At 67.2% G+C, this 12,409-nt stretch carries 15 protein-coding genes; 8 read left to right on the top strand and 7 right to left on the bottom strand.

Annotated elements, in window-relative coordinates; genetic code table 11:
* Positions 1-68: 68 nt before the first annotated feature.
* A complete protein-coding gene (locus tag KQ305_RS13520) occupies positions 69-338 on the bottom strand; it encodes a phosphopantetheine-binding protein (protein WP_259725921.1) in 270 nt (89 codons plus the stop codon).
* A 526-nt stretch (positions 339-864) separates the two neighbouring features.
* Complete coding sequence (locus tag KQ305_RS13515) at positions 865-1,197, bottom strand: hypothetical protein (RefSeq protein ID WP_259726026.1); 333 nt, start codon at positions 1,195-1,197, stop codon at positions 865-867.
* On the opposite strand from KQ305_RS13515, the gene KQ305_RS13510 reads away from it, so the two are divergent.
* Positions 1,174-1,776, top strand: a complete 603-nt coding sequence (locus tag KQ305_RS13510; protein WP_311134358.1) for a sterol desaturase family protein — start codon at positions 1,174-1,176, stop codon at positions 1,774-1,776. The two genes, KQ305_RS13515 and KQ305_RS13510, sit on opposite strands and share 24 nt — an antisense overlap.
* Before the next feature lie 224 nt (positions 1,777-2,000).
* Here the strand turns inward: KQ305_RS13510 and KQ305_RS13505 are convergent, their stop codons facing one another.
* Both KQ305_RS13505 and KQ305_RS13500 read right to left on the bottom strand, forming a co-directional pair.
* Complete coding sequence (locus tag KQ305_RS13505; protein WP_259725920.1) at positions 2,001-2,228, bottom strand: cysteine hydrolase; 228 nt, start codon at positions 2,226-2,228, stop codon at positions 2,001-2,003.
* Positions 2,143-2,586, bottom strand: coding sequence for an isochorismatase family protein (locus KQ305_RS13500; protein WP_259725919.1), 444 nt, complete (start codon positions 2,584-2,586; stop codon positions 2,143-2,145). The genes KQ305_RS13505 and KQ305_RS13500 overlap by 86 nt, the downstream gene beginning before the upstream one ends.
* A 184-nt stretch (positions 2,587-2,770) precedes the next feature.
* Here KQ305_RS13500 and KQ305_RS13495 point away from each other — a divergent pair, with 184 nt between their 5' ends.
* The 5 genes from KQ305_RS13495 to KQ305_RS13475 all read left to right on the top strand — a co-directional run bounded on the left by KQ305_RS13495 (position 2,771) and on the right by KQ305_RS13475 (position 8,006).
* Positions 2,771-3,886, top strand: a complete 1,116-nt coding sequence (locus tag KQ305_RS13495) for an HD domain-containing phosphohydrolase (protein ID WP_259725918.1) — start codon at positions 2,771-2,773, stop codon at positions 3,884-3,886.
* A 63-nt stretch (positions 3,887-3,949) separates the two neighbouring features.
* Positions 3,950-5,899, top strand: coding sequence for a tRNA uridine-5-carboxymethylaminomethyl(34) synthesis enzyme MnmG (gene mnmG, locus KQ305_RS13490; protein ID WP_259725917.1), 1,950 nt, complete (start codon positions 3,950-3,952; stop codon positions 5,897-5,899).
* Positions 5,900-5,924: 25 nt separating this feature from the next.
* Positions 5,925-6,779 (top strand): hypothetical protein, encoded by an 855-nt coding sequence (locus tag KQ305_RS13485; RefSeq protein WP_259725916.1) that lies wholly within the window; start codon positions 5,925-5,927, stop codon positions 6,777-6,779.
* An 18-nt stretch (positions 6,780-6,797) separates the two neighbouring features.
* Positions 6,798-7,397 (top strand): chorismate lyase, encoded by a 600-nt coding sequence (locus KQ305_RS13480; RefSeq protein ID WP_259725915.1) that lies wholly within the window; start codon positions 6,798-6,800, stop codon positions 7,395-7,397.
* Positions 7,398-7,487: 90 nt separating this feature from the next.
* A complete protein-coding gene (locus KQ305_RS13475; RefSeq protein ID WP_259725914.1) occupies positions 7,488-8,006 on the top strand; it encodes a hypothetical protein in 519 nt (172 codons plus the stop codon).
* On the opposite strand, the gene KQ305_RS13470 is transcribed toward KQ305_RS13475, so the two are convergent.
* From KQ305_RS13470 to KQ305_RS13460, 3 genes are all read right to left on the bottom strand, one after another.
* Complete coding sequence (locus tag KQ305_RS13470; RefSeq protein ID WP_259726017.1) at positions 7,927-8,448, bottom strand: DUF1269 domain-containing protein; 522 nt, start codon at positions 8,446-8,448, stop codon at positions 7,927-7,929. The genes KQ305_RS13475 and KQ305_RS13470 overlap by 80 nt on opposite strands.
* Before the next feature lie 67 nt (positions 8,449-8,515).
* Positions 8,516-9,121 carry a hypothetical protein gene (locus KQ305_RS13465; RefSeq protein WP_259725913.1) on the bottom strand — a complete coding sequence of 202 codons (606 nt, stop codon included), beginning with the start codon at positions 9,119-9,121 and terminating at the stop codon, positions 8,516-8,518.
* A gap of 129 nt (positions 9,122-9,250) precedes the next feature.
* Entirely contained in the window at positions 9,251-9,793 is a 543-nt protein-coding gene (locus KQ305_RS13460) for a SprT family zinc-dependent metalloprotease (protein WP_259725912.1), read from the bottom strand.
* 61 nt (positions 9,794-9,854) lie between these two features.
* Between KQ305_RS13460 and KQ305_RS13455 the strand changes: the two genes are divergently transcribed.
* Positions 9,855-10,277: a hypothetical protein gene (locus KQ305_RS13455; RefSeq protein ID WP_259725911.1), complete on the top strand. Its 423-nt coding sequence runs from the start codon at positions 9,855-9,857 to the stop codon at positions 10,275-10,277.
* Between the two features lie 3 nt (positions 10,278-10,280).
* The gene (ligA, locus tag KQ305_RS13450) at positions 10,281-12,386 is read left to right on the top strand and encodes an NAD-dependent DNA ligase LigA (RefSeq protein ID WP_259725910.1); all 2,106 of its coding nucleotides are present in this window, start codon (positions 10,281-10,283) and stop codon (positions 12,384-12,386) included.
* Positions 12,387-12,409: the final 23 nt, after the last annotated feature.

Here is a 12,409-nt window from a genome sequence, read left to right as displayed (position 1 = left end):
TTCAAGAAGTTCATTTTGATGCCAGCTAGACTACATTAGTTGGTTGACGGCTTGGTTTAGTTTATGGATCAAGGCCTGGCTTTGGCAACTATATCAAATAATTCGGCGAATGTAATCGCTGGATGCAGCTGCTCATCGCCAATCTCAATGCCATATTCCTCTTCTAACTCCATGACTATTTCCAAGAACTCCAGCGAATCTACACCAGCAGATGAGATGGGAGAGCTCAGGTCATCATCGTGACTGAATAGTCCGGGCTCCCCCATCTCTTCAGCAAGAGAAATAAATCGATCCCGAATCCATTGCTCCGGGGTGGGACTCGATGAGGTGGCAGACATTTAGCGAGAGTTCAGAACGGCAGAGATGGCCATCAAGGGCCCGGCTGCATTCACTGAAGCTTAAGATCAGAGCGCCATCATGCCCAGAATGATGGCGAAGAAACGCATCTTATCATATCCACAATCAGACCGGCCGTCAACTGAGGTCAACAATTTCCGAATACCTGGCGCACCCGAGTCCCAGCATGATCCAGCACTAGAAGCGCCCCGATACAACAGCTTGGCCGAGCGGCAGCCGCATCCCAATGTGCGGGTGTCCCCTTTTGAACCAATCCCCTCCCAGGCGCCATGGCCCTCGACGCCGATCTGCCTCTGAAGTCCATCTGGTCAATGCGCTGTCCCGCCGATAGCCATGTGAATCCGAACAGCACTCCTGAGGGACACCGGAAATGGGGCCGCGACGGTGGGTTGGACCTGTTGCGTAGCCCAGCCCGATTAGTGTTCCCTTGCATGACCCATCCCCCAGAGCAGGGCTGCTCCGATAGACAACGTAGGACTGACTGGTGGCGGCATCAGCTCGTCGTTCTCAACGTCTGATGTGACCGCTGCCACCATCTTCATCGTCACCAATCACCCACAAGGGCCCCGTCGGCAGCGTCAAGCTGCTGTTCGAGCCCCAGCTCAGCCGTTTCCGCAATCTGGTGGCGTAGGGATTCCCCCCGTATCGCGCCAGCAGAAGAGCCTGTATTGTGCCTGTCAAGGCATCGTAAAGAAATACATGCAGCATCATTCTTTCTGGTTTTACGTTTTCACGTTTTTCGGCATTATCCTGCTGCGCTATCTCACGATGGCGGGCTTCGCCCACTGGCTTCTCTATCACCGTCAGCCGGCGAATATGTCCATCCTCAAGGACATCCACCTCTCCGTCCTGTCAACGGGAATTTTCGCCTTGGCCACCGCCGTGATCATGACCCTCTACGACCAGGGAATGACCAAACTCCATGGCCAGTTGAATTCAGAGAACTGGTGGTCCCTGCCACTCAGTTACCTGGCTATACTCGTGCTGCAGGACGCTTACTTCTACGCCACCCATCGGCTGTTTCATCAGCCGAGAATGTTTCCCTGGTTTCACCAGGGGCACCACCGATCGCGTCAACCCACACCCTGGACCTCCTTCGCCTTCGACCCCCTTGAAGCCGTCGTCCAGGCCCTGTTCCTGATCGGGGTCGTGATGCTGATCCCCCTGCATTTCGTCACCCTGCTGGCGGTGCTCACCACCATGACGGTGTGGGCGGTGGTGAACCATCTGGGTCTGGAGGTGCTGCCGCTGCACTTCCCCCACCACTGGCTGGGTCGCTGGCTGATCGGCCCCGCTCACCACTCGATTCACCACCGCCGACACGGCAAGCACTTCGGGCTTTACTTCACCTTCTGGGACAGGGTGTTCGGCAGCGAGGATCCCGCCTATGCGGACGCGCTGCAGCCCCCGGGTCCCTGAGCACCTCCCGGCCAGAGCAAAAACCGGACGGCGCTGATGCCCACTCCCTCGCCAGCGCCGCGGCGCTTCCACGATCAGGGCGCAGCGGGTGGCGAAGCCAGCCATGTAGTCGCAAAAGGCCACCAGGATGAGCAGGGTGAGGGCGATGCCCAGGGCATGCAGTCCTACGCGTCTGGGGAGCAGCAGAACCAGAAGGGCGGGATCATCAAGCCAGGCCGGGGCCCTCAGCAAAGGTCGGTCAGCCCAACCAGGTCGGCGGCCCGCAGCATGCTGGCCAGCCGGGAGAGCTGCCCGATCGCCTGGTCGTGCTCCTGCGGGCTCGCCGCGGCGCAGGCGTCCTCCAACAGCACCACCTGGAAGTCGCGGTCATGGGCCTCCCGGGCCGCCGACTGCAGCGCCCAGGCGGTGCTGACGCCCCCCAGCAGCAGCCGCTCGATCCCAGCGGCCCGCACCAGCGTCGCCAGGGCGGCGCCGTGGAAGGGGCTCAGCCGGGTGCTTCACCAGCACCGGATCGGCCGGTTGCACCGCCAGATCGGCGTGGAACTCCGTGCCCCACTGGCCCAGCCGCAGGACCCCCAGCTCCCGGGCCCGGCCGAGGAGCGGCGCGTGGGCGGGAAGCTCCGGATAGCCGGCGCGGATGCCCACTTTCACCAGGAGCGTGGGCCAGCCCCGGGCGGGGGCCCCCTCCAGCGCCAGATTGGCCGCCGCCAGCACCCCGCGCCGTTCCACCTCAACGGCGCAGGTGGGCATGGCCCCATCGGGGTGAATGAGGTCGTTGATCAGAACGATCAGCACCAGGGCGGTGCGCATCGCTTGGCGTCGCTGCCGACGGGCCCATCATCAACCGCTGAAGACCTGCTTGCTCTGGCCTGGAATCGCGCCCCTAGCTTCCGGCCATGGGGGACCGTTCCTGGAACCGCCACACTGGAGGGATCGCTGCTGAGTCCGGGTGATGACCTCGCGACCAAGCCCATGTCCAGACGACGGCTCATCGGTGGCTGAAGCCCGTGCCGAAGCCCCGTCAGTGGGACAGGCCCTCAATCACCGGCTGCGGCAGCTGCACCAGCAATTGATGGAAATCACGCCCGATGTGGATCGGGTGGCCGTCGCGCTTTACGACCCTCAAGACGATTTATTGAAGACGTTTGTTAATAGCACCCGCACGGGAGAGGCGATCAGCGGCTATGAGTTCCACCTCTCCAAAAGCCAGTCCCTCAGCCACCTGGCCACAAGCCGTTCCGTCCGCGTGCTGGACAACATCCCGGCGGCGGTGCGCGGCAACACCAAGCACTCGGCCTGGCTGCTGAAGGAGGGCTACCGCTCTTCGCTGACTGTTCCGTTGTTTGACAAGGGTTCGTTCATCGGCTTTCTCTTCTTCGATTCACTGAAGCCTGCTGTGTTCAGCGAACATGTGCAGCGGAAACTCTCTTTGATTGCTTCGCTGGTCAACATGTTGATCAGCAGCGAACTCAATCTGGTGCACTCGATCACGGCTTCGGCCCAGGTGGCCCGCGAGTTTGCCAATCTACGGGATTTTGAAACGGGCGCCCATCTTGAGCGCATGGCCCACTACGCGCGGCTGATCGCCCGGGAACTCCAGCAGAGCCACGGACTCAGCGATGAATACATCGAACATCTTTATCTGTTTGCGCCCCTGCATGACATCGGCAAGATCGGAATCCCGGATCGCATCCTGCTCAAACCCGGTCCCCTGGATCCAGAGGAACGTCGGCTGATGGAAACCCATGTGCAAAAGGGCATGGAGATTCTGGAGCGAATGGTGGGTGAATTTGGGCTGGAGGATCTGCCCGACTCAGCTGTGATGAAAAATGTCGTGGCGGGCCACCACGAAAAACTTGATGGTTCCGGCTATCCCCTGGGCCTGAAGGGTGAGGCCATCCCCCTGGAGGCCCGGATCATCGCGGTGGCCGATGTGCTGGATGCCCTGACAAGCCACCGGCACTACAAGGAAGCCTGGACCATGGAGGCGGCCATCACGGAACTCGACCACCTGGTGGCCGCTGGACAGTTCGATGCCCACTGTGTGGCGGCCGTGAAGCGGCGGCGCGAGGCTGTGGAAATGATCCGGGATCGGTTCAAGGATGTCTGAATCCGAGACCTGCCGGGGTGGGGCCCCGCGCCACCCACCCGTGCAGCGCCATACATTCGATCCATGGTCCTGAGCGCAACCCCCACCGAAAACTTCGACCTGATCGTGGTCGGCGGCGGCCATGCCGGCTGCGAGGCGGCCCTCACCGCCGCTCGGCTGGGGGTCTCCACCGCCCTGTTCAGCCTCAACCTCGACCGCATCGCCTGGCAGCCCTGCAACCCGGCCGTGGGCGGCCCGGCCAAGAGCCAGCTGGTGCATGAGGTGGATGCCCTCGGCGGAGTGATCGGCCGGCTGGCCGATGCCACCGCCCTTCAGAAACGCCTGCTCAATGCCAGTCGCGGTCCCGCCGTCTGGGCCCTGCGGGCCCAGACGGACAAACGCCAGTACGCCCGCCAGATGCTGCAGCTGCTGCAGCACACCCCCAACCTCTCCCTGCGCGAAGCGATGGTGACGGGCCTGGAGGTGGAAGGGGAACCCGGCGATCCGGGAGGGGCACGGGTGATCGGCGTGCGCACCTACTTCGGCAGCGTCTACGGGGCCGGTGCCGTGATCCTCACCACCGGCACCTTCCTGGGCGGCCGCATCTGGGTGGGCAACCGCTCGATGGCGGCGGGCCGGGCCGGTGAGCAACCGGCCGAAGGGCTGACCGAAGCTCTGCAGGAGCTGGGGTTCCGCACCGACCGGCTCAAGACCGGCACCCCCGCCCGTGTCGACCGCCGCAGCGTGGCCCTTGATCGCCTGGAGGAGCAGCCCAGCGATGCGGCCGATCGCTTCTTCAGCTTCGATCCCACCGCCCGGGTGAGCGGTGAGCAGATGGCCTGCCACATCACCCGCACCACGGCGGCCACCCACCAGCTGATCCGCGACAACCTGCACCTCACGCCCATCTACGGCGGCTTCATCGACAGCAAGGGGCCCCGCTACTGCCCTTCGATCGAAGACAAGATCGTGCGCTTCGCCGACAAGGACAGCCACCAGATCTTCCTCGAGCCGGAGGGACGCGACACGCCGGAGCTGTACGTCCAGGGCTTCTCCACCGGCCTGCCCGAATCCCTGCAGCTGGCCCTGCTGCGCACGCTGCCTGGGCTGGAGGCCTGTGTGATGCTGCGGCCCGCCTATGCCGTCGACTACGACATCCTTCCGGCGACCCAGCTGGAGCCCTCCCTGGAGACCAAGCGGGTGCGGGGCCTGTTCTCGGCCGGCCAGCTCAACGGCACCACCGGCTATGAGGAGGCCGCGGCCCAGGGACTGGTGGCCGGGCTGAATGCGGCCCGCCTGCTGGGGGGCCAGGACCCCGTGCATTTCCCCCGGGAGGGGAGCTACATCGGCACCCTGGTGGACGACCTGGTGACCCAGGACCTCAAGGAGCCCTACCGGGTGCTCACCAGCCGCAGCGAATACCGGTTGGTGCTGCGCGGCGACAACGCCGATCGCCGTCTCACACCCCTCGGTCACCAGCTGGGCCTGATCGACGAACGGCGCTGGCAACTGTTCGAACAGAAGCAGGCCGGGATTGATGCGGAAAAGCGGCGGCTGGAGACGGTGCGGCTCAAGGCCTCCGATCCCGCCGCCAGCGCCGTGGCCGCCAGCACCGGCGCCGGCATCAACGGCTCCATCACCCTGGCCGACCTGCTGCGTCGGCCGGGCCTGCACGGCGAGGATCTGGTGCGGCTGGGGCTCTGTGACCCGGATCTGCCCGCCGACGTGCGGGATGGCGCCGAAATTGACATCAAATACAGCGGCTATCTGGCCCGCCAGGAGCAGCAGATCGAGCGGGTCCGGCGTCAGCTGGGGCGGGCCATCCCCGCCGACATCGCCTATGCCGGCATCCGCACTCTCTCGGCGGAGGCCCGAGAGAAATTGACGGCCATCCAGCCCCGCAGCCTCGGGCAGGCCTCCCGGATTCCCGGCGTCAGTCCCGCTGATGTCAACGCCCTGCTGCTCTGGCTGGAACTTGAACGGCGCCGGGAGCCACCGGGCCCTCGTCAGACCGCGGAACCATCGTTACAGTGACGCACGCCTTTGCCGAGGACTGCACGTGAGCCCCTCCCCTCGGCGCCCCCTGCGCGGCATCCCCACCTCCCGTGCCTATTGGGAGCTGAAGGCGGAGCAGATGATGAACCGAGTCTTCGACCCCGAGGCCACCATCGATCTCGATGTGGCGGCCCAGGCCGAGCCCCCCCCACCGCTGCCGGTGGCCACCCCCATCCGCCGGCTTCGGGGCCGTTCGTCCACGCCACCCCCTTCTGCGGCCCCGGCCAGGCCCGACCGCAACACCCTGCTGCTCACGGCGATGGGTGGTGTCTGCATGATCAGCGTCGCCAGCTCGGTGCTGTACCTGACCCATTCCAGCCGCATGCAGCAGGCCCTCACCCAGGAGCGCAGCCTGCTGCTGGTTGAGCGGCTGCGCAGCCTCGGACCGGCCAATCCGGCGCCGATCGGGGCCGTCGGGGGCACCAACCTGGCCAGCGGTGGGCAGCCCCTGCTGCCACTCACCGGTGACCAGCTGCCGCCGCCTCCGGAAGAACCCTGGATCGAGCAGTTGTCCCAGCTGCCCCAGCCGGAGGGGGCGAGGGCCCCTGTTCTGCGCGTGCCGGTGAGCCCGAAACTGGCCGCCGCCGCGCCCCCCGCCAGCGGGGGCGGGGGTTACACCGAGCGCAGTGCCGCCCCGACAGGCGGTGGCGGTGGCTCCGTGCCCGAGCTGGTGGGTGTGGTGGGTTCGGCAGGCCGCTCTGCCTCGGCGATCTTCCAGATGGGGGGAAGCTCCACCAGCGTCAACGCCGGCGAAGCGATCGGGGGCAGCGGCTGGCGCCTGCGCTCCGCTGACGGCGACGCCGCCCTGATCGAGCGGGGCGGCGAAGTGCGACGCATCTCGATCAGCAACGGCTACTGACTCGCGTCCCGGCCCGCCATGACCCCTGACTCCGGCGGCCTGTTGCCGTCCCCCAGCTTTCTGTGGCAGACCAGCGCCGCCGAACGCCAGGAGTTACCGACGGGCCGGGAACTCACTGGCCCCTGGAAGCTGCTGCTGCTTGGGGACGGCAGCCCGACGCGGCACCTGCAACTGCTCACCGGCCTGCCGGTGGAGGTGGAACTGATCGCCATGGCCTCCGAGCCGGATGGGGCTGCCGGTGCCCCGGCGGAGGTGGCCCACCTGGCCAAACCCCTGCTCAGACGGCAGGTGTGGCTCACCTGTGGGCCGCAGACCCTGGGCTGGGCAGAGAGCTGGTGGAACCGGGCCGAAGCGGAGGCCCATCTGCAGGATCGTCGTCTGCCGATCTGGCGCAGCCTCTCGGCCGGTCGCGCCGAGCTCTTCCGCGAGGTGGACGGTTTCGGCCAGGTGCAGGAGCCCTGGCTGGCGGAGCGCTTCGGCTGCGCTGGACCCTTCTGGAGCCGTCACTACCGCTTCTTTCGCCAGGGCAGGGAACTCACGGTGATCCGGGAGGTGTTCTCCCCGGCTCTGGAGCTCTGGCTGGGGCCGGCCGAAACCGGAAATGTTCGTAAAGACTGATCAATTCGGTAACACCATGTGGCGGTTTCCTGTTGACGAATTGACGCTCCAGGGTCATTAGCCAGCATTCGCTTACCCGATGTCGCCGCCATGTCCACCCGTCACAGCGCCCAGACCCCGCCGGGAGGGGACTGGCTCACGCTCACCGAACTGGGCCGCCGCTACGGCGTCTCTGCCGTCCACACCGGGAAACTGCTGGTGGCTTCCGGTCTGCGCCGCAGCAGCGGCGAACCGACGCCCGCAGCCCTGGCCACTGGCCTGGCCATGCGTCCCATGCCGGGCCATCACCAGTCGAGCCTCTGGCTGCATCAGGGTTGTGCCCCCCACCTGGAACGGCTGGGCCTGGTGCCCCAGGCCCAGCGCACGATGGTGAGCCTGTGGGCGGATCTGCTCAGTGCCCTGCAGAACGGCTCTCCGTCGATCAGCATCTCAGCCGAGGAGATGGCCAATGACGTCCCCCGCGACCTGGTCAAACCGGTGAACAGGGAACTGCGTCAGAGGGGCTGCAGCTTCCGAGTCAACCCGAAGCTCAGGACAACCGCAGTCCCTGGGCCTGCTTGCTCGCCTGCTCGAGCATCTGACGCAGCCGATCCTCGTCGGTCGTGCTGAGGTTGGTGCGCAGCAGCTTGGCGTGGGGGGCGTGAATCCTCAGGCGATCGATCAGCCGATCGGGAGTGGCGTCGCGCAGCAGCAGGCAGAGGGCCGCACTGCCGGGGGGGAGAGTTTCTCCCACCTCGCGCATGAAGCCGTCATTGATACCCAGATCGGAAAGGGAGCCTGAAGCGGCCCCCAGACCCACACCCACGGCGGCGCCAAGCAGGGGATTGAGGAACAGCAGGCCCACGAGGGTGCCCCAGAAGCCACCGCCAAGGGCACCCGCTTTGGTGAGGTTCAGCGACTGGTGCAGGCGCACCTTGCCATCCGGTTCCGCTTCCACCACCACGGCATCTTCCAGGGCGATGAGTTCCTCCTTCTGGATCTCCACCAACTGACGCCGGACCTGGTCCGCTTCCGCCACGGACGGAAATCCAACGACCACCAGGCTGCTCATCGTCGTCATCCTCTCGATTACGGCGTATTCCTAACCCACTTCCGCCCAAAGTGGCGGTGTTCCCGGCTCAGGTGCGCCGGCGGCTGGAGCGCGGCAAGGGCCTGCCTTCGGCCGCCGGTGTGGCCGGCGGCTCCGGGGAGGCGGAACTCCCGCCCGGCGCAGGCCGTTGCCAGCGGGGCAGGCTGAAGCTGGCGTCATCGGGCCAGTCGCCGTCGTCGCCCTCGCCGGGTGCATGGCTGGGCCGTTGTTCAGGGCCCAGGGGCTGGGGTGGGAGAGACCCTGGCCGGACGCGCCGCGACACCGCCTCCAACCCCTGGCGGCGCGGGCGAACCGGTGTGACCGATGGCTGCTGCGGTGGTGGCGGTGACGCCTCCACGTTGTTGCGCCCGGACTCCTGCCACGGCTCACGCCAGTCGTCTCCGTCATCAAGGAGCCAATCGAGGCGTCCTTCCACCCAGCGGCCGAGCTCGTCCATGCGCGGTCGCAGCTGGGGGCGGCCTTCGGCTCCCCGCGGCGCCGGCCGGCCGCCGGGCCGTGAACCGGCCACCCCTTCGACGAACTGACGGCCGGCCGTCACCCAGCGATCGACCCGTTGATCGAAGGGGTCGGTTCCGCCCCTTGGCCGCCGGGAGGGATCCCGTTCGCGGCCGTAGCCCTGATCCGTCGTAGGCATATGGAAATTTTAACGGCGCCGGCCGGACAGCCAGTGCTCCCGCCCGATTCCCACCAGCGCAATGGTGAAGCCTCCCCACTCCAGGGTCCACAGAAACGTCGCCATCGGCCCCAACACCTGCGCCAGAACCTAGGCGGTGTTGGGTTCAAACACCAGCAGACAGCTCGCATCCCAGCGGCCGCCATGGAGGCGCTCGCAGCAGTGACGGCAGGCCAGGCCCTGACGGCGGCGCTGGTAGGGCGTCCGGCTGTCGCAGCGCGGGCAGCGAGCGATCCAGCGGCTGGCGGGCACCGGCAGGGGGTAGCGGTGCCGCAGGCTCACCTGAAAGCCGTCCTGGGCCTGGTTGATCGCCGCCATCCGGGCCCGGAACTGGGGGCCGTGCACTTCCTGCACGACCAGCACCCGGTCCACCCAGGCGTGGATCATTTCGTGGCACAGGGTGCCCAGGGTGGCCTGGCGGGGCAACGGCTCCAGCAGGGGCCGGGAGAGGACGATCTCGCAGAGGTCACGCCCGTCGGCCAGACGCCCCCGCCGGTAGAAGCCGGCGGTGCGGGTGAGACGGCCATCGCTCCAGCGCACGTCCACCAGCGGCCGGTCGTCGCGGGTGAGCTGGCCGTCGAAGTGCTCGCGATTGAGCCGGTGGAACAGGGGCAGCAGCGGTTCCAGGGGCATCGGCCCATTCTGGTGGGGTCGTCCGTCAGACTCTGCAACGCTGCGAACGGATGGGATCACCATGGACTGGGGACTGGCCCGCGACATCGGCTCCAAGCTCCTGCTGGCGGGAGCCGGTGGCTTGCTTCTGTACTGGACCATCTCGGCGGTCCGGCTGGTGCTCAGCGCCCGGGGCATCAATCCGCTGATCAAGCAGTTCTTCACCCAGGTGGCCTCCGGCCAGGTGGACGGGGCCTACCTGCTCACCACCCGCAACTACCGCTCCCACGTCAACCGCCAGCAGTTCATCCGCTTCCTGGTCGGGCTGCAGCTCAACAAGTACCGCAACCTCAAGTCCGGCCGCCCCAGGCTGCAGGAGGGCCAGGTGATCCTGACGGTCAAGCTCAAGACCGACGGCAAGGAGGAACTGCCGCTGGACTTCACGTTCGTGAAAGTGGAAGAAGCCTGGCGGGTGGATCGCATCACCCGGCTGGCGGCCGCCTGAGCCGTGGCCCAAGCCCGGGCAGAAGAACTGCGGCGCCTGCTCAACCGCGCCGCCCATGCCTATTACGTTCTCGATGCTCCGGTGCTGGAGGATCCGGTCTATGACCGGCTCTACAGGGAGTTGGTGGCGCTCGAGCAGGCCGATCCGGCGCTGATCCAGCCGGACAGCCCCACCCGCCGGGTGGGGGGAGCACCGGCCGAAGGCTTCACGAGCGTGGCCCACAGGGTTCCCCTGCTGAGCCTCGACAACGCCTTTTCCCATAGCGACCTGGACGTCTGGTACGGACGCCTGCTCAAGGTGCTCGATCGCGAACCCCAGGAGGGATCCCCGGCGCCGGCCCTGCCGATGGTGGGCGAGCTCAAGATCGACGGCAACGCCCTGGCCCTGAGCTACGAGCAGGGGGTGCTGGTGCGGGCCGCCACCCGGGGGGACGGGGAGCGGGGGGAGGAGATCACTGCCAACGTGCGCACGATCCGCAGCGTGCCCCTGCGGCTGGAGCTGACGTCGCCGCCGGCCTGGGTGGAGGTGCGCGGTGAGGCCTTCATCCCCGAGGCCACCTTCGCCGCCATCAACGCCGAGCGGACCGAACGGGGCGACCCCCCCTTTGCCAACCCACGCAACGCCTGCGCCGGCACCCTGCGCCAGCTGGACCCGAAGGTGGTGGCCGCACGGAGCCTGTCGTTTTTCGCTTACACCCTGCACCTGAGCGAGGACTGGCAGGCCGGGCCCCACAGCCAGTGGCAGGCCCTTGACTGGCTCAAGGCGGCTGGTTTCCGCGTCAATCCCCATTGCGCCCTCTGCCCCGACCTGGCGGCGGTGAAGGCCTTCTGCGATCTGTGGGAGCAGGACCGCCGCGGCCTGCCCTACGCCACTGACGGGGTGGTGGTGAAACTCGACGACCTGCGCCTGCAGGGGGAGGCGGGCTTCACCCAGAAGGCCCCCCGCTGGGCGATCGCCCTCAAGTACGCCGCCGAAGAGGCCCCCAGCCGCCTGCTGCGCCTCACCTGCCAGGTCGGCCGCACGGGGGTCGTCACCCCGGTGGCGGAATTCGAGCCGGTGCCCCTGGCCGGCACCAGCGTGAGCCGCGCCACCCTCCACAACGCCGACCGCCTGGCGGAGCTGGATCTCTGCGCCGGCGACACGATCGTGGTGCGCAAGGCCGGCGAGATCATCCCCGAGGTGGTGCGGGTGCTGAAGGAGCTGCGGCCGGAGGGGGCGATGCGGCTGGAGCTGCCCCCCACCTGCCCGGAATGCCGCTCGGTGCTGGTGCGGGAGGAGGGGGAGGCCGCCACCCGCTGCGTCAACAACGGCTGCCCCGCCATCCTGCGGGGTTCCCTGCGCCACTGGGTGGGCAAAGGGGCCCTCGACGTGGACGGCCTGGGGATCAAGCTGATCGAGCAGCTGGTGGACCGGGGCCTGGTGGCGTCGATCCCCGACCTCTACGGGCTCGATGCCGCCCTGCTGGCCAGCCTGGAGCGGATGGGGCAGACCTCGGCCGCCAAGCTGGTGGCCGCCCTGGAGGCCTCAAAGCAGCAGCCCTGGCACCGGCAGCTCTATGGCCTCGGCATCCACCACGTGGGCGAGGTCAACGCCAAGGCCCTGGCCCGGGCCTTCACCACCGCCGCCGAGCTGAAAGCCGCGGCGTTCGCCACCGCTGCGTTGGCCACCGCTGCGTTGGCCGACAACGACGAGGCTCCAGATCGGCTCACGCAAGTCTTCGGCATCGGCGCCGAAATCGCCCAATCCCTGAGGCAATGGTTCTCCACACCGGCCAACCGGTCGCTGCTGGAGCAGCTGGAGGCGCTGGGCTTCTCCCTGGCCGCGACCCCGGACCAGAGCGCGGGCGCGGAGGGGGGGCCACAGGTGGCCACACCCCTGGCGGGACTGACCTTCGTGCTCACCGGCACCCTGCCCAGCCTGAGCCGCTCCGCCGCCCAGGCCCTGATCGAGGCGGCAGGTGGGAAGGTGAGCGGTTCGGTGAGCCGCAAGACCAGCCACGTCGTGGCAGGCGAGGAGGCCGGCAGCAAGCTCACCAAGGCCCAGGCCCTCGGGGTGAGCGTGCTGGATGAGGAGGGCCTGCGGGCGCTGCTGGAGACCGATCCGGTCTGAACGGTTTCTGCTCGTCCGGCGTC

Origin of the sequence: Synechococcus sp. CS-1332 (assembly GCF_025127995.1) — a bacterium.
In the GTDB taxonomy this organism is placed as follows: Bacteria; Cyanobacteriota; Cyanobacteriia; order PCC-6307; family Cyanobiaceae; genus Cyanobium.
The sequence above is the reverse complement of the archived record's forward strand: the minus strand, read 5'-3'. Positions and strand labels throughout refer to the sequence as shown.

Coding starts and splice junctions, on each gene's coding strand:
- KQ305_RS13455 (WP_259725911.1), top strand. CDS start 9,855: ATGGACTGGGGACTGGCCCGCGACATCGGCTCCAAGCTCCTGCTGGCG.
- KQ305_RS13520 (WP_259725921.1), bottom strand. CDS start 338: ATGTCTGCCACCTCATCGAGTCCCACCCCGGAGCAATGGATTCGGGAT.
- KQ305_RS13500 (WP_259725919.1), bottom strand. CDS start 2,586: ATGCGCACCGCCCTGGTGCTGATCGTTCTGATCAACGACCTCATTCAC.
- KQ305_RS13465 (WP_259725913.1), bottom strand. CDS start 9,121: ATGCCTACGACGGATCAGGGCTACGGCCGCGAACGGGATCCCTCCCGG.
- KQ305_RS13470 (WP_259726017.1), bottom strand. CDS start 8,448: ATGAGCAGCCTGGTGGTCGTTGGATTTCCGTCCGTGGCGGAAGCGGAC.
- KQ305_RS13475 (WP_259725914.1), top strand. CDS start 7,488: ATGTCCACCCGTCACAGCGCCCAGACCCCGCCGGGAGGGGACTGGCTC.
- KQ305_RS13480 (WP_259725915.1), top strand. CDS start 6,798: ATGACCCCTGACTCCGGCGGCCTGTTGCCGTCCCCCAGCTTTCTGTGG.
- mnmG (WP_259725917.1), top strand. CDS start 3,950: ATGGTCCTGAGCGCAACCCCCACCGAAAACTTCGACCTGATCGTGGTC.
- KQ305_RS13460 (WP_259725912.1), bottom strand. CDS start 9,793: ATGCCCCTGGAACCGCTGCTGCCCCTGTTCCACCGGCTCAATCGCGAG.
- KQ305_RS13510 (WP_311134358.1), top strand. CDS start 1,174: ATGTCCATCCTCAAGGACATCCACCTCTCCGTCCTGTCAACGGGAATT.